The sequence below is a fragment of the Variovorax sp. SPNA7 genome, assembly GCF_033807855.1.
GTDB classification, from domain to species: Bacteria; Pseudomonadota; Gammaproteobacteria; order Burkholderiales; family Burkholderiaceae_C; genus Variovorax; species Variovorax beijingensis.
Genome location: NZ_CP138514.1, coordinates 748146 through 766591, shown reverse-complemented (window position 1 = coordinate 766591; position 18446 = coordinate 748146). Strand labels below are relative to the sequence as shown.

General features: G+C 63.6%; 22 protein-coding genes. 4 read left to right on the top strand and 18 right to left on the bottom strand.

Annotated elements, in window-relative coordinates; genetic code table 11:
• Positions 1 to 345 precede the first annotated feature (345 nt).
• From RZE77_RS31330 to RZE77_RS31265, 15 genes are all read right to left on the bottom strand, one after another.
• Entirely contained in the window at positions 346 to 621 is a 276-nt protein-coding gene (locus RZE77_RS31330; protein ID WP_258505389.1) for a hypothetical protein, read from the bottom strand.
• 82 nt (positions 622 to 703) lie between these two features.
• Entirely contained in the window at positions 704 to 1048 is a 345-nt protein-coding gene (locus RZE77_RS31325) for a hypothetical protein (protein ID WP_319442578.1), read from the bottom strand.
• 73 nt (positions 1049 to 1121) lie between these two features.
• A complete protein-coding gene (locus tag RZE77_RS31320) occupies positions 1122 to 1673 on the bottom strand; it encodes an SIR2 family NAD-dependent protein deacylase (protein ID WP_319442577.1) in 552 nt (183 codons plus the stop codon).
• Positions 1555 to 1839, bottom strand: a complete 285-nt coding sequence (locus RZE77_RS31315) for an SIR2 family NAD-dependent protein deacylase (protein WP_319442576.1) — start codon at positions 1837 to 1839, stop codon at positions 1555 to 1557. Before RZE77_RS31315 ends, RZE77_RS31320 begins: the two co-directional genes overlap by 119 nt.
• 66 nt (positions 1840 to 1905) lie before the next feature.
• The gene (locus tag RZE77_RS33365) at positions 1906 to 2283 is read right to left on the bottom strand and encodes a DUF6572 domain-containing protein (RefSeq protein WP_405547997.1); all 378 of its coding nucleotides are present in this window, start codon (positions 2281 to 2283) and stop codon (positions 1906 to 1908) included.
• Positions 2280 to 2663 (bottom strand): hypothetical protein, encoded by a 384-nt coding sequence (locus tag RZE77_RS31310; protein WP_319442575.1) that lies wholly within the window; start codon positions 2661 to 2663, stop codon positions 2280 to 2282. Before RZE77_RS31310 ends, RZE77_RS33365 begins: the two co-directional genes overlap by 4 nt.
• A 61-nt stretch (positions 2664 to 2724) precedes the next feature.
• On the bottom strand, positions 2725 to 3108 hold the full coding sequence (locus RZE77_RS31305) for a hypothetical protein (RefSeq protein WP_319442574.1): 384 nt from the start codon (positions 3106 to 3108) through the stop codon (positions 2725 to 2727).
• Between the two features lie 817 nt (positions 3109 to 3925).
• The gene (locus tag RZE77_RS31300; protein WP_319442573.1) at positions 3926 to 4459 is read right to left on the bottom strand and encodes a GIY-YIG nuclease family protein; all 534 of its coding nucleotides are present in this window, start codon (positions 4457 to 4459) and stop codon (positions 3926 to 3928) included.
• Between the two features lie 174 nt (positions 4460 to 4633).
• Positions 4634 to 5014 carry a hypothetical protein gene (locus tag RZE77_RS31295; RefSeq protein ID WP_319442572.1) on the bottom strand — a complete coding sequence of 127 codons (381 nt, stop codon included), beginning with the start codon at positions 5012 to 5014 and terminating at the stop codon, positions 4634 to 4636.
• Between the two features lie 153 nt (positions 5015 to 5167).
• Positions 5168 to 5629 (bottom strand): SMI1/KNR4 family protein, encoded by a 462-nt coding sequence (locus RZE77_RS31290; RefSeq protein WP_319442571.1) that lies wholly within the window; start codon positions 5627 to 5629, stop codon positions 5168 to 5170.
• Between the two features lie 105 nt (positions 5630 to 5734).
• Positions 5735 to 6181, bottom strand: coding sequence for a hypothetical protein (locus RZE77_RS31285; RefSeq protein WP_319442570.1), 447 nt, complete (start codon positions 6179 to 6181; stop codon positions 5735 to 5737).
• A gap of 672 nt (positions 6182 to 6853) precedes the next feature.
• On the bottom strand, positions 6854 to 7195 hold the full coding sequence (locus RZE77_RS31280; protein WP_319442569.1) for a hypothetical protein: 342 nt from the start codon (positions 7193 to 7195) through the stop codon (positions 6854 to 6856).
• 67 nt (positions 7196 to 7262) lie between these two features.
• Entirely contained in the window at positions 7263 to 8213 is a 951-nt protein-coding gene (locus tag RZE77_RS31275; RefSeq protein ID WP_319442568.1) for an IS481 family transposase, read from the bottom strand.
• A 98-nt stretch (positions 8214 to 8311) separates the two neighbouring features.
• The gene (locus tag RZE77_RS31270) at positions 8312 to 8665 is read right to left on the bottom strand and encodes a hypothetical protein (protein WP_319442567.1); all 354 of its coding nucleotides are present in this window, start codon (positions 8663 to 8665) and stop codon (positions 8312 to 8314) included.
• 123 nt (positions 8666 to 8788) lie between these two features.
• Positions 8789 to 11194 carry an acetamidase/formamidase family protein gene (locus tag RZE77_RS31265; RefSeq protein ID WP_319442566.1) on the bottom strand — a complete coding sequence of 802 codons (2406 nt, stop codon included), beginning with the start codon at positions 11192 to 11194 and terminating at the stop codon, positions 8789 to 8791.
• Positions 11195 to 11305: 111 nt separating this feature from the next.
• On the opposite strand from RZE77_RS31265, the gene RZE77_RS31260 reads away from it, so the two are divergent.
• Entirely contained in the window at positions 11306 to 11716 is a 411-nt protein-coding gene (locus RZE77_RS31260; RefSeq protein ID WP_319442565.1) for a RidA family protein, read from the top strand.
• A gap of 13 nt (positions 11717 to 11729) precedes the next feature.
• Here RZE77_RS31260 and RZE77_RS31255 read toward each other — a convergent pair whose 3' ends face one another.
• The 3 genes from RZE77_RS31255 to RZE77_RS31245 are packed head-to-tail and all read right to left on the bottom strand — an operon-like array spanning position 11730 to position 15664.
• Positions 11730 to 13193 (bottom strand): DHA2 family efflux MFS transporter permease subunit, encoded by a 1464-nt coding sequence (locus RZE77_RS31255; RefSeq protein ID WP_319442564.1) that lies wholly within the window; start codon positions 13191 to 13193, stop codon positions 11730 to 11732.
• Positions 13194 to 13204: 11 nt separating this feature from the next.
• Positions 13205 to 14170, bottom strand: coding sequence for a tripartite tricarboxylate transporter substrate-binding protein (locus RZE77_RS31250; RefSeq protein ID WP_319442563.1), 966 nt, complete (start codon positions 14168 to 14170; stop codon positions 13205 to 13207).
• A 42-nt stretch (positions 14171 to 14212) separates the two neighbouring features.
• Positions 14213 to 15664, bottom strand: coding sequence for an amidase (locus tag RZE77_RS31245; RefSeq protein ID WP_319442562.1), 1452 nt, complete (start codon positions 15662 to 15664; stop codon positions 14213 to 14215).
• A gap of 69 nt (positions 15665 to 15733) precedes the next feature.
• On the opposite strand from RZE77_RS31245, the gene RZE77_RS31240 reads away from it, so the two are divergent.
• The 3 genes from RZE77_RS31240 to RZE77_RS31230 all read left to right on the top strand — a co-directional run bounded on the left by RZE77_RS31240 (position 15734) and on the right by RZE77_RS31230 (position 18430).
• The gene (locus RZE77_RS31240; RefSeq protein ID WP_319442561.1) at positions 15734 to 16633 is read left to right on the top strand and encodes a LysR family transcriptional regulator; all 900 of its coding nucleotides are present in this window, start codon (positions 15734 to 15736) and stop codon (positions 16631 to 16633) included.
• Positions 16634 to 16829: 196 nt separating this feature from the next.
• On the top strand, positions 16830 to 17111 hold the full coding sequence (locus RZE77_RS31235; RefSeq protein WP_319442560.1) for a helix-turn-helix domain-containing protein: 282 nt from the start codon (positions 16830 to 16832) through the stop codon (positions 17109 to 17111).
• Entirely contained in the window at positions 17108 to 18430 is a 1323-nt protein-coding gene (locus RZE77_RS31230; protein WP_319442559.1) for a type II toxin-antitoxin system HipA family toxin, read from the top strand. Before RZE77_RS31235 ends, RZE77_RS31230 begins: the two co-directional genes overlap by 4 nt.
• The last annotated feature ends 16 nt before the right edge of the window (positions 18431 to 18446 follow it).

The following is an 18446-nucleotide window of genomic DNA, read 5'->3' as shown; positions in this document are numbered from 1 at the left end:
TCAAGCTCTTGCTTGAGCGCGTCTGAAGTGCTTGTTCTACCCGGTGCCGTCTTTGGAGAGAGGGCGAACTCTGAGACGCTCACGACCCCGCCTTCGGCGTCAAGCGTCAGTTCTCTAATGGCAACCTGCTCGTCAAGGGGAGCGTCCTGCGTAAGGCAGACCCCTGGTGACGGTCCTCCCCGCTGCTTAAGCCGTGTAAGCAACCCTTCTTGCCTGAGTTCTCTTTCCGATTTGGGGCGTAGTCTTGGGTAGTTCATGGATGTCCGCTTCTAGCCGCATTGTGCCGGCACGGCGAACGGCCGGTTTGGCCGTATTCAGCTTTCCACTGTGTGCGGGCCTCACCCGCTACGCAGCGAGTAGGCGCTGGAAGACAGGCAGCAGTTCCCGATAGCGCTCAAGGTAGTCGTCGTTGTCTCCATGTCGCGAGGCTCGGGCGGCGAGGAAGAGCTCATTGCGAACATCAACCAACGAAGACCGCCGGCGCTCACGGGCCGCGGCGAACGCCGCTTCGCTCGACCCGAAGTGCTCATACCCGTTGAACGTCATTGCGAACGCGAACACCGCCTGTCGGTCCGTCGGGTCTGGGAGCGCCGAAAGCGCCAAAGGAGCGGTTGGGTTCATGTTCTCTAAGCGTGCGATGCCAATGGCTGCTTCTGGGCGAATTCTGCCTTGCGGCTGGGTGACTGCTTCTGGCCGACTGTAGTCAAAGTTCGCCTCGCAGGCGGGCCGCTTCCAAAAGAGCGTCCACGTCCACCATTGCTTCTTCCGCGATAACTTGTTCCCAGGTCGGAATCGGGCAGCCTGGTTCTTGAACCAAGATGAAGAGCCGACCGCTTTCATAGAAGCAGTCGACGTAGAACCCTTCGGCGAGACAGCCGGCGATCTCGGTTTCGACCTCGCTTGCTTCAACGTCCTTGCCATTTGGTTTGCCGACGCCGACATAGTGCACAAGCCGGCACGACCGCGCGGACGAGACTGAAGACCTGAACGCCGCAACCGCTTGCTGGTACTTGCCGTCGTGCCCGATGTTGTCAAGGTCGTTTCGCATTGGCATCCGACGGAGGTTATGAATGTCCGATTTTGGTCGACTGTAGTCGAAGCACCTTTGTTGAAATAAGTTCTTAGCCTGAATTTCGGTTAGCTTCAGCGAGCCACTTGACGGCCAATGCGGGAATCACTTCAGTGGCTTTTCCCCTCAGACACCTATATCCGTAAGGCGGCTTTTCTACATTCAACGAGACGAGCACCTTTTCTGCTCTACCCCTGGCTGCGTTTACCAAAGAAGCAACCGGAAAAACCGAAAGAGACGTGCCTACTACGAGAACCTTTCCAGCACTCGCTATATGTGCCCGAGCTTCTTCAAGGAACTGGACGTCTTCTCCAAACCAAACCACATCGGGCCGGAGTTGAGTTCCGTCATCGCAGAGCTGGCCCATAGAGATCGGCGAGCCCTCGATCCGATAGCGCTTGCGTGCTTCGGAAGTACCCCGTGCATAGGCGATCTGGCCGTGAACGTGGATGACGTTGATTGAGCCAGCACGTTCGTGAAGCTCATCAACATTCTGTGTGATGACGACCACATCGTAAGAGGTCTCCAGGGATGCGATTGCCTGATGGGCTGCAGTTTGGAACTGCGTGCCAAGCCTTGAGTCGTCGCTCGTTGTAGAACGCAAGCACTGCTTCTGGATTGCGCTTCCAACCTTGCGGGCTTGACACATCCTCCCAGGAGTAAGAATTCCAAAGACCGTTTGAATCTCGAAAAGTAGGCAGGCCACTCTCGGCGCTGACGCCCGAACCGGAAAAGACGACCAATTTGTTGAACTGAACCTCTGGTTTCATTCGATCTGGCGGGTTTTAGCCCCTGTCGTGAACGTCTGGTCTTGGCCGACTGTAGCCTGCGAACCGCTACGCAGAATCATCGGCGTAGCCGCCCGTAGACGGAGCTTGACGCAAGGACGCGCCGTAGTTTGCGGTAACGGCTTCAGCCTGCTTTAGGAAGCGTGTCGCATCCTCAGTCGGCCGAAACTTTGTGTACACATCGATGACCAGCGGGCGGCCTTTGGCGTTTGGGTAAGAGACATAGATTTCACCAGACTCGATGAAGCCAAGGTACACGTTGATTTTGTCCTGCAGGACACGGAGGTGGTCTGTGTTCCAAGGCAGGTGGTCAAAGATGCTCAGACGAACCTCGCCGATATCCTTGTCGGTGCCGACGGCGTCAACGATTGAGGTGTTTTCGACGGTCTCAGGAGGTTCGCGGGAAGGTCTGGTTCTGGCCGTCAGTAGCCTGACGCCGACGAGTCATTCGACGCGCGACCTACCGTCTTGACCCGTTCAAGCCGAACATCAACGCCGTAGTCGTCCGACGCTCCCAGCACCGTCTCAAAGTAGCGGTCAATCCACTTGGCGATGGTTCGCGCTTCGTCGGTCGGCAAGGCGACCGTCAGCGAGATGCCCGGCGCCCATTCTTTCAGCCTACCGCCCAGCGCGGCCAGCACTGCCGACGGATGTTCCGCGCGCGGGTACGCGGCGTTGAGCGTGACACCGTGGAACTGAACCCACTTATCCGCATGGCCGGCGACCTCAAAGGTCGCGCAAAAATCTGGCGCTTCGAGCGCCTCTCGGACGCCTGGAGCAATTTCTGAAACCTGGTCAGCGCCCATAGGTCGAAGGTTGAGTGAGAGGTTGTCTCGGAGGTCCGGTTTTGGCCGTCTGGCGAACTAGCTATTTCTGCCAGATCAGTTGCAGTTCTCCATCAACGAAGCCAAGTCCGATCGCCTGCTTCCGCTTGAGGATTGCTCCGCCAGGTTGGAAGTCGAGACAGCTCAGTACAAGGCTGTAGAGACGGCGTTGGCATTCCTCCCATTCTCGACTCGAATAACTGGTCGGAATCTCCAATCTCCTTTCGGCTGGTTCCCACACCTCGTCGCAGGCCCACTCGGCGTGTGCAGGGTCAAACGAGCCGGCGCCTATCAATTCGATGCCGAACTTTACCTCCGGGGTCTCCGGATACTCGAAAAGGTTGAAGGCGTATGCCGAAACGGACGCTGGTACCGGCTCGGACAAAGCCCGGGCCAGCCAAGTGCGAAAGTTCTCTTCAAAGGACATGTTGCACTGCTGGGAGTCGGCGCCAGTATTGAGCGTCCGCTGGTGGCTGATTGTTGATGGCCAGTCGATTGGTGTGCACGCGCTTCAGGGCAAGCGACTCCCAAACCTACAGGAAGCGTTGTGTGCGCGCCGCGAAGGTCGGCTATGAGGCGGGTGCTGCCTTCACATTCACAACGAGCGGGCATACATCCAAAGCATCAATGCCACCGTGGAAAGCAGCATCAGCGCTGCCGTAAGCCGGCCCATATATCTGTCGACGAAGGCCGCAAGCACGAGGTACGCAATCATTGTGCAGAAGACGACTGCGCCCATTGGTGATGTGAACCACCTTGAGAACAGTAGCAACGCCAAGCCTGTCGCCGATAGCAATGTCGGAGGCCACCATGGCGACTCTCGCAATGCCCACAGTGCAACTGCCGAGAGGAGTGCGATTGGGCCGGCAAAACGGGCCCAACCATATACCCAAGGCACGAAGTCCCTTGAGGTCTCATACCGTCCGACACTGATGACCATGACCTCGCCGGTAGTCGCTGCTGACCAGACGGCACTCCCGAAAGACCAAAGCGCCGGGAGCAGCAAGATTGCGCCGGCTGCGAATGCAACCTTTCCACACTGCTGGAGACTCAGACGGGTCATGAAGGTGAATGTTGGGGTGTTGGCCGATTGTTGCCCCAATGAAGGTCAGTTTGCACGCACTACTTTGCGCCGCGTTGTCGAACAGCCGCTCCTGGCCGGATCCAGACGCCGAAGCGCCTCACTCTGATTCGTAAATTTCGTCGAAACGCCAGCGGCCGGAGTGACAACCGGCGCCGCCTCTCTACTGGCGACCGACGAGCGGATGGAAACGCTCGCGCAGCGCGCTCTCCAGTGCTGGTGCCAAGACGTCATAGTTGACGGCCTTGAGTTCGATCGCGTGCAGGCGGAACGCTCGCAAGGCCAGCCCTGGGCGTGCCCTCAGTTTCAAGCCGTATGTTGACGAGGAGAACGGAAGGTGGATGTGGCTCGCAACACGCCCGGCCACGTTTCTGGACTTGCCAACGTACACCGGCATCCACTCCTGAAGCGCCCTGTGCTGCAGCAGTCGCTTCTTGATCAGCGCCGAACTTTTGCCGCCCTTGGCGCTATCGCACTCCCAGTCGGCCTTGAAGCTAGCGAACCACTGCACCAGGTCGCCGTGGTGACCGGCGGTGCTGACATCGATGCGATACAGCCCTGGAAAGGAGGTGTCGCGCTCGATGGCCGCCTCATCCTCCAGTCCGCAGATCACTGGCATCTGGATCGCGGCGGCGATCGCCGGTACGGGCTTGAGCAACTGCGTGATCTGGCGATCGATGTCGGGAATACGATGCATGCGCGGTGCGTCAGGCCAAACTGCCGGCGTTGCGGCGCCCCAACAGATCGATTCGGGCGTCATGCAGGCCGCCACAACCAGCAAAGAAAGATTGGGGACTGGGGATCAATTTGGTCAAATTTAGGTTACTGGTGAACATCCGGTTTTGGCCGTTTCCTGCTATCGAATGTTTAGTCAAGGGATGATGATTCGTTGCAAGAAAGCGGGATCCCAAAAATACTCAACTCGCGGACGCGGGTGAATCTGAAGCAAGTACCTTGACAACGTCCAAGTGTTGGGAGGCGGATCGTCGCTCTCCGGGCGATCGCGATACCAGCAGATCAGCGTGTCTGGCTGAAGACTTTCGACGATGCGCTTGAACGCCGCAGTCGAGATGGCAGACCCATTCATTTCGACTCGCCCGTCATCGAAGATCCCAATCCGGTATCCCAGCGGCGGAGGCGGACAAGGATCTTCAACAAGCTCTACGGTGGTCGCTGATATTGCGGCGGTCGACAAGAAGATCGCCCCCGCTGTGCTGAGGATCAACTGATAAAGCCTTGGCAAGCTGCTCATGTAGGTTCGCCGTTGAATGTTTGCCGATTGTTGATGCTCGGCGGTTGTCGTGCACGCGCTCCAGCGATGTTCACAGCACCCCGTTGTGCGGGCGCCGCGAAAGTCCGGTATCGGCCGACTGTAGCCTGTCGGACCGCGTTGGACGCAACACCTTCACAACGTCGGTATTAGCTCAGCAATGCTACCGTGCGCGGCTCGCTCCACGAATTCAAAGAACCCATGCGATACCAGCTTTCCGTCAGCACCAGGTCCGTAGACGAGAACGGTTCCATGGTTCGGCTCCGCAGCACATGAAAGATAGAAATTGAAGTCGCCTCCATCATCCGAGATGGGGACCAAATGCGACGGCAGTCCGTTGAGCGACTGCTTTCCGAGCAGCGCTCGAATGTCAGTCCAGTAGGGAGGCTCGCCTTCAATCACGGAAGGCACCAGGCCGTGCAGTTCGAAGCCGGGCAGGAGGGCTGCACCGTACCTCGATAGGAACGCGCGGTACTCGCCGGGGAAGACCAGTCCGCTTTGCCGTTCAATCTCTGAGATGAATTCTTCGTTGACAGCGCCGTAGCAGTCGGCCCGATTGAGCACTGTAGCAACAGATTCAGGTATGTCGATAGTCATCTTCGGAGGTCCGCTTCTGGCCGACTGTAGCCGGTCGCGAAGCCATCTTTCCCGGCGCGCAAACGCGGAAATTGCCCACGCCCCCGTAGCACCCCTCCTAGGGAGCTACCTGCTCTTCCGCGCCTTGTGCTTCTTCAGAATCTCCTGAATCCTGCTCTCCGGCCATTCAGGTTGATCGCATGGGCCTAGGAGCCGAGCGGCGACGGCATCATTCGCGTCTCCGGTGACCCGCCCAATGTCGTGACCCGCCACGCTGAGATTCCAAGTGATGCTGTAGCTCTGCGACCATCGCACCAGCGTCTTGACTATCTGTCGCATGTCTCGACACATCATCAAGTTGTCCTCTGGTTCCGTGATCCGGACGGAACCGTAGCCGCCCAGCATCACTCGTGCTCCACCACTCAAGTGCTTGGAGTCTTTGTCCAACTCGATCGACAGGGATTCCGCCCACCAGTCGAACGACTTCCGAAGGTCGCGGGCGTCGGCAGAGACTTGCGCCGCCACCCGCTCAGACACCGGTTCGATGCTTGTGTAGTCAAGAGTGAAGCTCATGTTGAATGCTATTGGTCATCGCGCCGACTGCTCTTGGCCGAATACGAGCCAGCTGCATTTCTTCTAGGCCCTACGGTCGATGAACAGCTGTGTTAGGGCCATGAGAATGACGCCGAGAAAGCAGACCCCTAAGCTCAGAAAAATGACTTTCAAGCAGATGAAAAAAATATTAGTTCTCGTACTCCAAGGCCGATACCGAAGACCTTCTCCGCGAGAAACAGAGCTCCCATCGTCAGCAGTGGGAGGAACACGCCCAAAAGCAGGACGGCAGCAAATGCGGAGGAGAAAGCAGGACGCGCTTGAGGCCGCGGGTCTGGGAGCAGAGCTTGGCTTCCATGCAGCGTCTGGTCCAAAAAGAGCACCGCAGATCGAGCAGTGATCGACGAATGCCGAGCATTCCACATTGCAATTTGGACAGAAGGCGACTGGCGAGCTCGGGGCGACAGGGGACATACTTCAACGCACTCTAAGAAGCACGGGCGAACGGCCCCCAAAGTTTGACGTATTGCAAGGTCATAAACTGATTCTCGAGGCTGAGCCGAACTTCCGCTAGTGGCTAGTTGTGCCGTGGCGCCGACCGACCGGTATTGGCCCGCTTGCTGTCAGTGTGGCCGCGACAGTGCCGCACATTGGGCGGTCCACCGCAGCCGCGTGCTTCTTACAAGAAGTGCTCTAGGCGGAAGTTGCTGGCGCTGCAGGATCGACTTCCGGAGCCCAGCCAAGTACATGGAGCGCCGTTGGCGGTCCAAGCAGCAAGCCGAGCGGTCCTAAGATGATGGTCAGTCCAACCCAGAGCCACACCTTGGCTTTGGCAGCTGCGGCGGACCGCCCCATCTCGATCACTAGCCATATTGCAGATGCGATCCAACCGAGGCCGGCGCCAATGAAGTAGTAGCCCAAAAGGGAAAAGATCGAAATCCCGATGAAAAGCACGTAGGCAAACGCCAGCCTTCGTCGGGCCGAACGACGCGCATGAAGGCCATTCTCGTCTTGCTTCGGCCCAATACGGTTCATGGATGTACTCATAAGTTTCAACTCCCGAGCGAGTGCGCCCCTTCAGTGAAAGTCCGGTCTTGGCCGACTAGATGTGAAGCGTCAAGAGGTTGTTTCTTGACGAGTTGAGTCTGGACATGGGCGCGATGCCGCCGATACCGCTGTGCGGGCGATGCCAGTTGTAGTGGTGTTGCCAGCTTGCCAGGGCATCGGTTCGATGGGCCGAGTTCTGGTAGGTCCAGCCGTAGGCCCACTCTCGCAACGCGGACTGGATGAACCTCTCTGCCTTGCCGTTGGTCTGCGGCCGGTAGGGCCGCGTGAAGCTGTGCTTGATGCCCAGTTCAATGCAGGTTGCCCGGAAGTCGCGCGAGCGGAAGGCTGAACCGTTGTCCGTCAGCAACCGCTTTACGATGATGCCCAGGCGGGCGTAGTAGGCCACCGCATTGCGCAGGAACAGGACCGCCTGCGCTTGCTTCTCGTCCGGGTGCATGGCGGTGAACGCCAGCCTGGCGTGGTCATCGATGGCCACGAACAGCGTCTCCCAGCCCGCGCCGTCGACCGAATCTCGCCGATTGCCGGTGACGCGGTGGCTGGGCCGCTCGATGCGCCCGAGCTTCTTGGTGTCGATATGCAGCAGATCGCCGGGTGCTTCGTGCTCGTAGCGCACGACGGGCTCCACAGGCTGCAGGTCGCTCAGCTTGGACATGCCGGCGCGTGCCAGGACGCGGCTGACCGTGGACTCCGAGACGCCCACGCTGCGCGCAATGCGAGCCTGCAGCATTCGACGTTTGCGCAGTTCGACGATCAGCAGGGCCTTGCCCGCATCGATGGCCCTGGGAGAGCGCATGGGCCTGGAGGACGCATCGGCCAAGGCGGCCTCACCGCCCGCAAGGTAACGGCCAAGCCACTTCCTGGCCGTTGGCGCAGTGACGCCGTGTGCAGCCGCGGCTCGCACGGCATCCAAGCCTTCACGAGTCATCTGTTTGACCATCTCAAGTCGGCGGGCAAAGGTAAGTCGGGCATGCTTATGGGTGTTCATCCGGTTGGGCGTCCTGAGTGGATTGGGTGTTTGGCGACTTCCAGTCTCTCAAACCCAATCCGGATGAACACCGGATACAACCTATTGGAGCTTCACAACTAGAGCCGCTCGATGGAGCGGGCCAGCACTTCGGCAGGGAACGCCGAAAAATGGCCGCACCCTCCGAGCGTTTCATCGGGACCGAGCAAGGTGCCGAGCACCGTGACCCGTTTGCCATGCCATCGGCGAAGCTGCTCCTCGTTGAATTGCAAAGCACCTGAGCCAACGCTCAGCCACACGCTCGATGCCTCCGGCGGACCTTCATCTTGCGCGTTGCGACGCTCTGCCTTGGGGAAGTGGTCCAAAGCCGTTCCTTCGAACTCGAAGCGCAGGATGCCCTCCAAGGCGACGTCCTGACCTACCAGGGTCGCCAGTTCATCAAGTGCGGCGTTGACGGAAAGCGCAGGTTTCATCGAATTCAGAGGCTTGGGTCGAATGTCTGGTTTTGGCCGAGTACGGCCTTCGGCTACCGTCAACTCACTGGCGGAGCGGGCCTGTGCGACGCGTAAGTGGTCGACTCCAAAGTGATGCAAGGCTCATTCCTTCTGATAGTCATCACCCGCCGGCCGTTGCCGCCCGGCAAACAGCGACTTGCGGATGACCGCGTGCACGCCCCAGTTGCCGTCGACGACTTGCGTCACGCCGAAGTCGACGGCAACCGACATCAGGGAAATCGCCTCGTCCTCGGTCAGCCCCATCGCGGTCATCAGGAAGCGCCGGGTCTTGCGGAAGGCGTCGCGCATGGCCGGGTCGAGCGACGACTTCTCGTAGATCGCGCTGCGCGCCTTGTCGCCGAATTCCTTCAGGTAGTCCGCATGGCTGAAGCCGTGGATCACCCATTCGTCGGCGGTCTCCACCAGCGGATAGTCGATGTCGGCATAGGGTTCGCCCTGCAGCCGGTCGGCCTTGTGCAGGACGATCTGGAACACGCCCGTCAGCGAGCATTCGATGGCCGTGCCGCACAGCTCGCTGTCGCCCTGCGAGGCGTGCGGATCGCCCACCGACAGCAGCCCGCCGTCGACACCGACCCGCAGGTAGAGGGTGGCGCCCTTGGCGATGCGCCAGTTGTCCAGGTTGCCGCCGAAGCATGAGGGCGGCACCGAATCGACGAGGCCGGTCTCGGCAGGCGCGACCGCGATCACGCCGAAGTGCGGGCGCACCGGAATGCTCACGCCCTGGAGCACGCCGTGGTTCTCGACGATCGATGCGCGGTCGACCGGGATGCCGGGATAGTCGATGGTCGGGTGCAGCACGCCGCTCGGATCGAGCTGCGGCGTCCAGCGGAAGTTGTAGACGGCATGGGCGCAGGCATGGCCTTGGCTGCTGCAGTCGACCTCGTAGATCGTGATCACCTCGCGCTGCCTGGGCTCCTCGATCAGGTCGTCGTACTGGAAGCCCCACCAGGCGGCGGCATTGCTGCCGAAGGCCCGGCCCTCGTACTTGGCATCGGCCGCGAGGCGCGGCGCGAGATCCAGGATGCGCACCTCCAGCACGTCGCCGGGCTGCGCGTCCTTCACGTAGATGGGCCCGGTACAGATGTGCACCCCGAAGCCTTCGCCGCTGCCCCGGCCGTAGATCGACGCATCGGTAGGGCCGGCGCCGCGGCGGTCCACGGCCTTGTGTTCGCGCGTCCACTGGAAGACGCTTTCGGCCCCGGAGTCGCCCTTGATCATGCGCTCGTGGTCGTCATAGGCGTGCTGCGTCAGCGTCTCGATCGTCACGATGTCGCCGGAGGCAATGGTCAGCACGGGCGGGATCGAGCGGCCGAAGTAGCCCCAGTGGATGGTTTGCGCGGTGGCTGGCAGGTGGTGATGGTGGCCGGCGATGACGCTGCTGCCGTGCTGCACGGCCGAAGCCGCCTGTGCGGCGGTTGCGGCGCCGTCATCGGCCATTGCCCGTGCGTCGATGCGGGCCGCCGAGGCCATCGGGTCCTCGGCCGGCGTCTCGAAGTAGCCCGACGGCCAGCCGCGGCGGATGCGCTTGCGCAGCGACTGCTGGCTGGCCTCGGTGGCCTGCTGGCGGTACTGCCGGGGCGACATGCTGTAGCGGTCGCGGAAGCAATGGCTGAAATGCGCCGGGTCGTTGAAGCCCCAGCGAAAGCAGATGTCCGAGATCGACAGGTGTCCGTACTGGCGGTTGGCGAGGTCGGCGCGGCAGCGTTCGAGGCGGCACTGGCGCACGTAGGCCGTGAAGGTCTGGCCGAGGCTCTCGAAGAGCTTCTGCACCAGCCGCTCCGACAGGCGCTCGTGAGCCGCCACGGCGGCCAGGGACAGCGATGCGTCGCTCAGGTTGGCCTCCACGTGCTGGCAAAGCCTGTGCACCGTGGCGGCCCGCGTGCTGCTGATGGCGGGCGAGGCCGGGTCCTGGCGGGCGGCCAGGCTCGTTGCAATGAACTCCGACAGGGCCGACTCGACCGGCGCGATCTCGTCGTCGCTCAGCGTATCGAAGGCGTCGGCCAGCGCCGTGAGCGTGCCCGCGAACATGCGGCCCAGGCCCGCCCGGCCCGACAGGTGGCCGAGCGCGAATGCGGGACCGCCGGGCAAGCGGGCCTTCAGGCTGGCACGCGGCATGGACACCATGAACTGCCGGAAGTTGGAGCGGAAATCCAGCCCCGCCTGCGCCTGGGCCGGTCCGAAGACGATGTCGCCGGGGGCCAACTCGATGGTCCGTTGGCCATCGTGCAGCGCCGCATCGCCGCTCAGGTGCAGCGCGAGCCAGACGGCATCGGCCGCATCGCCCAGCCGCTGGATGGTCTGGGGCGACGAGGTGATGCGCGCCATCCCGACGCCGCGTGCGCTGCGCCCGGCGGTCAGCGTGCCATAAAGGGGCGCCGCCGCCGGCGCCATCTGGGGCCTGAGACGGTGCAGGTGCAGGGCATCGCGCCAGGCGTGGGGCCGCTGGTGCACCGGATAGGAGTCGGTCGAGAACTGTTCGAACTGCACGGTGGCGCTTTCTGGTTGCTTGCGCAGGGCGCGCAAGACACGTGCCACTCGCCACGGCGCCGCAGTTGGCATGCAACTGGCTTGCCGTGAGGCATGTCCCCCATCTTTCACATGATCACCGGTGCACCAGAACCGGTCGCTCCGTTCAGCCACGCGGTCGAAGCGGACGGCTGGGTGTTCGTCACCGGGCAGATGCCGTTCGCCGGCACCTCGCTGGACTCACCCTATCCCCCAGGCATCGAGGCGCAGACGCGCCAGGTATTGAAGAACCTCCAGACGGTGCTGGCCGGGTGCGGACTGGGCCTGGAGCACGCGCTGTCGGTGCGCGTCTACCTCACGCACTTCGATGAAGACTACGCGGCGATGAACGCGGTCTACGCCAGCCATTTCGCGAACGGTCGGCGGCCCGCGCGGACCTGTGTCGGCGTGACCGGCCTGGCGAAAGGGGCCCGCATCGAGATCGATCTCGTGGCACGGCGTGGCGACGCGCGGGCCGCGGCCGGCCTGCCCGGAATGTTCTGAGCGGCAACTCGCGCTAGGCGCTCGCGCCGACTGCCGGCCCTGCGCTGGCGTTCCTGTAGATGGTCGCGGCGATCAGCGCCGCGCCGGCAAGGCAAAGGACCGCCAGCACAACCAGCGCGTGACGGGCGCCCTGGGTAAAGGCCGCCACATCCTGATTCGAAAGCCCCGCGCCGCCGCCTCCCAGAATCATGCGCTGCGAGCCGGATGGAAGCCGCGCCATCGCCACGCTCAGCGCCAGCGCGGTGCCGATCATGATGCCGGTGTTCTGCAGCGTCGAGCGGACGCCGTTGGCGACGCCCCGGCGCCGGGGCGCCACGCTCTGGAGGATCGATGTGTTGTTCGGCGTCACGAAGCTCCCGATGCCCAACCCGAGCACCCAGAGGCACAGCGACAGCTGCACGGCGCCGATCGTCGGCTGCAGCAGCGCGGCCAGCAGTGCCAATGCGCATCCTGCGAGCAGCATGCCGGCCACGCAGATGGACTCGGGCCTGAAGCGCCGCGTCATGGCGCCTGCCAGCGGCGCAGCCATCAGCATGCCGAATGCCACCGGTGCGATGCGCAGGCCCGCCTGCGACGGCTGCAGGCCCGCGCAGGCCTGCAGGTACAAGGCCACCAGCAGCAGGGGTGCCGCCTGCGTCATCGACAGCAGCAGGATGCACGCGTACGCGGTCCGGCGTGCCGGGTCGCTGAAAAGCGAGGGGTCGACCAGCGGGCTGGCCACGCGCATCTGAACGCCGGAGAAGAGGGCGATGGCGCACAGCCCCGCGAGCATGAAGGCCCATACCGGCGTGCTGGTCCATCCGCGGGTGCCGGCCATCGAGAGCGCATAGGTCACGCATCCGATGCCGACGAGGGACAGCGCCGCGCCTGCGAGGTCGAAGCGTTCGGCCCCGGCGGCCGCACTGTGGGGCAGCACCTTCCAGGACCACGCCAGCACGCCCAGCCCGATCGGCACGTTGAGCATGAAGAGAACGCGCCATCCCCACCACGACACGACGAAGCCGCCCGCCAGCGGGCCCACGACCTGGGCCAGCGCCGCGACCATCGCGAGCACGCCGAGTGCCAGGCCCATCCTGCGGCGGCCGAAGGCATCGCCCACCAAGGCGCTCGCGTTGGCCATGACGCCGGCCGCGCCGACGGCCTGGGCGATGCGGCTCGCGAGCATCAGTTCGGCGCTGGGTGCGAGGGCGCATGCCGCGCAGGCGGCCACGAAGAGCCACAGCCCCGTGAGGAAGAGCCGGCGTCGTCCCCAGAGATCGGCCAGGCGTCCGAAGCTCAGGATGCAGACGGTGCTGACCAGCATGTAGGACAGCAGGATCCAGCTCGCCTGCGCCGGCGAAGCGTGCAGGCTGCGCGCCACGGCCGGCAGCGCGACATTGAGTGCGCTGAGATTGAGAAAGCACAGCAGCGCGCCCGAACTCGCGGCAACGAGCACCGCCCAGTCGGCCCTGCCGGCGTCGTGGTCCTCGTCGGCCATCGTCGGTCGATTCAGTCTTCGCTCCTGAACCCCGAGGCCTTCACGATCGGGCGCCAGTACGCGCGGTCCTCGTTCATGATCCGCGTCACTTCCGCGCCGGGGAGCCCTGTCGGTTCCAGGCCCATGCGATCGACTTGCGCGCGCACCTGCGGATTGCGCATGGCGGCGAGCAGGGCCGCCTCCAGCCTGGCGGCCATGTCCTTTGGCGTCCCTGCCGGCACGAAGGCGGCATAGGCGGCGTTGGCGCGGTCGAAGGCGTCGTAGCCCGACTCCTTGATCGTCGGAACGTCGGGCAGCCAGCTCAGCCGCCGGGTGCCCGCAACGCCCAGCACCCGCAGCTTGCCCGCGCGGTGGAGTTCGAGCTGGCTGGCGAGTGCGTCGGCGCTGAGCGGTACGTGGCCTCCGACGAGGTCGGTCGCGAGCGGCGCGCCGCCCTTGTAGGTGACCGGCGCGAGCGGCACGCCGATGGCCTTGGACAGCTGCAGCACGCTGAAGTGCAGTCCGCCGCCGAGGTTGGTCAGCCCCACGCTGGCGCCGGCGGGGTTCTTCTTGATCCACGCGACGTATTCGGGAACCGTCTTGAACGGCTGGCCTGCGCCGGCGGAAAGGACGCTGGGCACGATCGCCAGGTGCGCGACCGGGATGAAGTCCTTGTCGACGTCGTAGTTCAGCCGCGCATAGGTCATCGGAAAGAGAACGAAGGGCGGCGTCGAGCCCAGCAGGATGGTGCGGCCGTCGGGCCGTGCGGCCTTGACGGCCTCGATGGAAATGCGCGTCGAGGCGCCGGGCCGGTTCTCCACCAGCACGGGCTCCTTGAGCGTGGTGCGCATGTCCTCGGCCAGCGAACGCGCCAGGCTGTCGAGCGCGCCGCCGGGCGGAAAGCCGATGACCAGCCGGATGGGCGCATCGGCATGCGCGGCGGCGCCGGCCAGGGTGATCGACGCACCGAGAAGAAGTGTCCTGAGGAAAGAGGCCATGGTGGGTACCTGCTGGGTTGAGAACGAAACGGAGGGGCGGACTCAGAAAGCGAGGGTGGGCAGCGCGTTCGCCGGCCGGTGCGCGGCTTCGAAGAACGACGCGGCCTGCAGCAGCTGCAGGTCCTCGCGGAACCGGCCGACAAGCTGCATGCCGATGGGCAGGCCGTCGCGGCCCGCGCCGCACGGCAGGCTGATGGCGGGGTGGCCCGTGAGGTTGAAGGGCATCGTCCACGGAAACCAGTTCGCCCGCACTTCGGCGTACGACTCGCCATCGATCTCGATGCTGCCGAACAGGTCCTGGTCGATCGGCAGCGCCGTGCGCGAGAGCGTCGGCGTGAAGATGAAGTCGTGCGTCTCCAGCTGGGCCTGGACCTTGCGGAAGAGCGCGGTCCTGGCAAACATGGCCTGCTGGAAGGCGACCCCGTCGACGTGCTCTGCGAGCGCGAGCTGCTGCAGCAAGGACGGGCTCAGCTGGTCGGCATGCGCCGCGGCCAGCGGCGCGAAGCGGCCGCGCCAACTGGTGTGGTTGATCACCCGCCACACCGGCTCGACGTCATAGCCGTCGCCAGGCATCTCTTCGAGTTGCGCGCCCATCGAACGCAAGGTGGCAAGCGCGGCTTCGAAGGCGGCGGCGACGTCGGCGGAGATCGGCCGCCCCGCGGGTGTTGCGCAATAAAGAATCCGCTTGCCGCGCAGATCGCCGCCGGGCTGCAGCGCGTCGAAGTAAGGCTGCGCCGGCACGCCCAGTGACCAGGGATCGGATCCGTGGGCGCCGGTCATGGCCTGCAGCATGAGCGCGGTGTCGGCCACGTTGCGCGTGGTGGGCGTCACGTAGGTGTAGTTGCCGAAGGCGTCCTGCACCTGGCTGTGGGGCACCACGCCCAGGCTCTGCTTCAGGCCGACCACGCCGTTGCAGGCGGCGGGAATGCGCGTCGAACCGCCGCCGTCGGTGGCAATGGCCAGCGGCGCGATGCCCGCCGCAATCGATGCGGCCGCCCCGCCGCTCGAGCCGCCGCTCGTGCGCGTCGCATCCCATGCGTTGCGGGTGCTTCCGAACAGGGGCGCGTCGGTCAGGCACTTGGCGCCGAACTCGGAGGTGGTCGTCTTGCCGATGAGGATGGCGCCGGCCTGGCGCATGCGCGCCACGGCCACGGCGTCCTGCGTGGGGACGTGGTCGCGATGCAGCAGCGAACCGTAGGTCGTTCTCACGTTGGCGGTGTCGACGATGTCCTTCACCGTGAAGGGCAGGCCGTGCAGCAAGCCCAGCGGCTCGCCCTTCATCACGGCGCTTTCCGCCTCGCGGGCCTGCGCCATCGCCCGCTCGTGGCACAGCGTGATGAAGCAGTTCAGCTGCGGCTGGACGGCATCGGCGCGGCGCAGGACTTCCAGTGTGATCTCCACCGGGGAGAGCTCTCGCTGCGCGACGAGCGTGCGCAGCGCCGTGGCGGGCATCTCGCAGATTTCAGACTTCGGAAGACGCGGAAACTTTTTCATGCGCAAATGATTGATGCGCGGCAACATCGAGTCCAATACTGTTTTCTTGAAAAGGCATACGACCAGCATATGGCAGCACCGGACTTCAGAACGCTTCGCTACTTCGTGGCCGTGGCCGAGGAACGCAGCGTGGGCAAGGCGGCACGCCGGCTCAACATGGCCCAGCCGCCGCTGTCGGTCCACATCAAGAACCTGGAGGCCGCGGTGGGTACGCCGCTGTTCCGCAGGGCGGCGCGCGGCATGGAGATCACCGACGCCGGCAATGCGCTCTTCCAGCGTGCCAAGGAGGCACTGCTGCTTGCCAACGAAGGCTTCGACGCGGCGCGGGCGATCGGCTCAGGCAGCAGGGGCCGGCTCACGGTCGGAACCATGGTCGTGCTGTCCTACCTGGTGCTTCCTCGCCTGGAGAACACGCTTCGGGCGAAGCTGCCGGACGTGGAGATCCAGTACGTGGAGCTGAACGCCGCCAACAACGTCTCGGCCCTCACTGATTCGGAGGTGTCGGTGGCGATCTGCATCCCGCCCATCGTCCACGCGGGCATTGCGGCCGAACGCATCGGAACCCAGCCGCTGATGCTGGCCGTGCGCGCGGATTCGCCGCTGGCCCGCATGTCCAGCATTCCGATGGAGCGGCTGTCAGGCATGCCCCTCATCGGGCTGCCCGTGCCCGATGGAGACGTCGACAAATCCGTCATTGCCTCGATGCTTCGGCGGCACGATGTCAGCATGCCGATTGCGCAGCGGGTCGAGACCATGGTGTCGGCGTTGGCACTCGTCCTCGCAGGCAGGGGCGTGGCCATCCTGCCCGCCTGCGCCCGGATCGGCCGGCCTCCGGGCGTGGTGTTCAGGGCGCTGCGGAACGCCGATGCAAGGATGGACATAGCCGCGTGCTGGCGCAGCGATTGGGAGAGTCCCCTGATCGAGCCCTTCCTGGCGTGCGCGCGGGCGTCGCTGCGGCAAGCGGCCTAGTATAATGTCGTATTTGCTATAAACTAAAAGAGTTTCTCACGAATCTCTTCCAGCTTTGCTGTTACTGAATGGCAAATAAAGCATTTTTCGGATCCGCCGATTAATGCCTTATTTGATATAATCCATGTCGCCGCCAGCGGCGATGTTGCCCTGAAATTTTGATCTCCTGCGCAGATTTTTATAGCAAATAAAGCCTATGAACAGCTTGCCTGATCTTGGTCGTTCGCTCGCGCGCTTGCGCAAGGAACGCGGCATGACCCAAAAGGAGCTCGCCGCATTGAGCGGCATGGGCCAGTCCACACTTGCGCGCTTCGAGACGGGCGGGGTTGCCGAGTTCGGCTCGCGCAAGCTGCTGCGCCTGCTGGAGGTGCTCGGCCATGAGATGGGCTACGTGCCGACGAAGCGCAGCTTCACGCTCGACGACGCGCTGGCGGAGCGGCAACGCGCCTTCGCGCAGGACAGTGAAGCGCACGGATGAAGCTGCACGTCTTCGTTCATGACAAGCCGGTGGCGACTCTGGAGTCTGCCGATGGGTTTCGCCACGTCATGGCCTATCACCCTGACGCCGAACCCGAGCAGTTCGTCTCGCTGCTGATGCCCGTGCGCACGGAGTCCTATGCCTATCCCGACCTTCATCCCATCTTTCGGATGAACCTGCCGGAGGGCTTCCTGCTGTCGATCCTGCAGGAGCAATTGGGGCCGCAGGTCGGTGCATCGCCGCTCAACCTGCTGTCGGTGGTGGGGCGCAACGCCATCGGACGCGTCAAGGTCGCCATGCCCGGCGCCGACCCGACGCAGCCGCCCGTGCCGTTCGAATTGGCTGGAATTCTGCGTGGCGACAACTCCGAGGCGGCCTTTGTCGACCTGGTGCGCCGGTACGCCGTGTCCGGAGTGTCTGGCGTCGTCCCCAAGTTCCTGTCGCCCAACACACTGGCCGAATACGGCAAAGGGACGCTGGCTACCGATCGCTACATCATCAAGGGCGCCACCGCCAGGCTCCCGGGCGTCGCGCTCAATGAGCACCTGTGCATGGAAGTGTCGCGACAGGCCGGCATTCCTGCTGCGATGACCGAAGTCTCCGAGGATGGCCAGGCGCTCGTGGTGCATCGCTTCGACTTCGAGGACGGCGGCGCCACACGCATAGGCATGGAAGACCTTTGCAGTTTGCTGTCGCTGCGGCCTGAAGAAAAGTACCAGTCGACCTGGGAGCGCGTGGTCGGCCGCATCAAGGATGTGGTGGATTCGCCGGCGCAACAGAATGCGGCGCTGTCGCAGCTGGCAGATCTGCTGCTGCTGACCTATGCGCTGCGCAACGCGGACTGCCACACCAAGAACATCGCACTGCTCTACGCGTCGCGCGAGAACATCGCCTTGGCGCCCGTCTACGACATGTTGACCACGACGGTCTACGACGACTACGCGAAGAATCCCCCGGGCATGCCTGTCGAAGGGCGCAGTACCTGGATGCCCGGCAAGGCATTGGAGAGGTTTCTGCAGACACGTTGCGGCGTGATGCCCGCTCAGACCAAAGAACGTGTGGATCGCATCTGCGAGTCCATTGTCCGCGTGACCCCGCAGGTGGTCGAGGCGGCCGGCCGCTACCCCGGATTCCACGAGACGGGCAAGCGGATGCTGCATGCCTGGAATGCCGGAATGAACAGCCTGCGCCTGCAGAGGACCTGGAGCCTGCCGTCGCTGGACGTCGCGATCAAGCGGGCGCGTTTCTCGGATGTGAAGCCCGTAGTGACGACCCCGCGGGAAAAGATGGGCCGCTCACCGCTTCTGGGGAAGCGCTGACGCGCGCAGAGGTCGT

Excerpts from the sequence above, each read along its gene's own strand:
- RZE77_RS31330 (WP_258505389.1), bottom strand. The coding sequence starts at position 621 with ATGAACCCAACCGCTCCTTTGGCGCTTTCGGCGCTCCCAGACCCGACG.
- RZE77_RS31230 (WP_319442559.1), top strand. The coding sequence starts at position 17,108 with ATGAAGCTGCACGTCTTCGTTCATGACAAGCCGGTGGCGACTCTGGAG.
- RZE77_RS31275 (WP_319442568.1), bottom strand. The coding sequence starts at position 8,213 with ATGAACACCCATAAGCATGCCCGACTTACCTTTGCCCGCCGACTTGAG.
- RZE77_RS31240 (WP_319442561.1), top strand. The coding sequence starts at position 15,734 with ATGGCAGCACCGGACTTCAGAACGCTTCGCTACTTCGTGGCCGTGGCC.
- RZE77_RS31245 (WP_319442562.1), bottom strand. The coding sequence starts at position 15,664 with ATGAAAAAGTTTCCGCGTCTTCCGAAGTCTGAAATCTGCGAGATGCCC.
- RZE77_RS31250 (WP_319442563.1), bottom strand. The coding sequence starts at position 14,170 with ATGGCCTCTTTCCTCAGGACACTTCTTCTCGGTGCGTCGATCACCCTG.
- RZE77_RS31280 (WP_319442569.1), bottom strand. The coding sequence starts at position 7,195 with ATGAACCGTATTGGGCCGAAGCAAGACGAGAATGGCCTTCATGCGCGT.
- RZE77_RS31285 (WP_319442570.1), bottom strand. The coding sequence starts at position 6,181 with ATGAGCTTCACTCTTGACTACACAAGCATCGAACCGGTGTCTGAGCGG.
- RZE77_RS31295 (WP_319442572.1), bottom strand. The coding sequence starts at position 5,014 with ATGAGCAGCTTGCCAAGGCTTTATCAGTTGATCCTCAGCACAGCGGGG.
- RZE77_RS31300 (WP_319442573.1), bottom strand. The coding sequence starts at position 4,459 with ATGCATCGTATTCCCGACATCGATCGCCAGATCACGCAGTTGCTCAAG.
- RZE77_RS31305 (WP_319442574.1), bottom strand. The coding sequence starts at position 3,108 with ATGTCCTTTGAAGAGAACTTTCGCACTTGGCTGGCCCGGGCTTTGTCC.
- RZE77_RS31235 (WP_319442560.1), top strand. The coding sequence starts at position 16,830 with ATGAACAGCTTGCCTGATCTTGGTCGTTCGCTCGCGCGCTTGCGCAAG.
- RZE77_RS31270 (WP_319442567.1), bottom strand. The coding sequence starts at position 8,665 with ATGAAACCTGCGCTTTCCGTCAACGCCGCACTTGATGAACTGGCGACC.
- RZE77_RS31325 (WP_319442578.1), bottom strand. The coding sequence starts at position 1,048 with ATGCGAAACGACCTTGACAACATCGGGCACGACGGCAAGTACCAGCAA.
- RZE77_RS31260 (WP_319442565.1), top strand. The coding sequence starts at position 11,306 with ATGATCACCGGTGCACCAGAACCGGTCGCTCCGTTCAGCCACGCGGTC.
- RZE77_RS31290 (WP_319442571.1), bottom strand. The coding sequence starts at position 5,629 with ATGACTATCGACATACCTGAATCTGTTGCTACAGTGCTCAATCGGGCC.
- RZE77_RS31310 (WP_319442575.1), bottom strand. The coding sequence starts at position 2,663 with ATGGGCGCTGACCAGGTTTCAGAAATTGCTCCAGGCGTCCGAGAGGCG.
- RZE77_RS31255 (WP_319442564.1), bottom strand. The coding sequence starts at position 13,193 with ATGGCCGACGAGGACCACGACGCCGGCAGGGCCGACTGGGCGGTGCTC.
- RZE77_RS31315 (WP_319442576.1), bottom strand. The coding sequence starts at position 1,839 with ATGAAACCAGAGGTTCAGTTCAACAAATTGGTCGTCTTTTCCGGTTCG.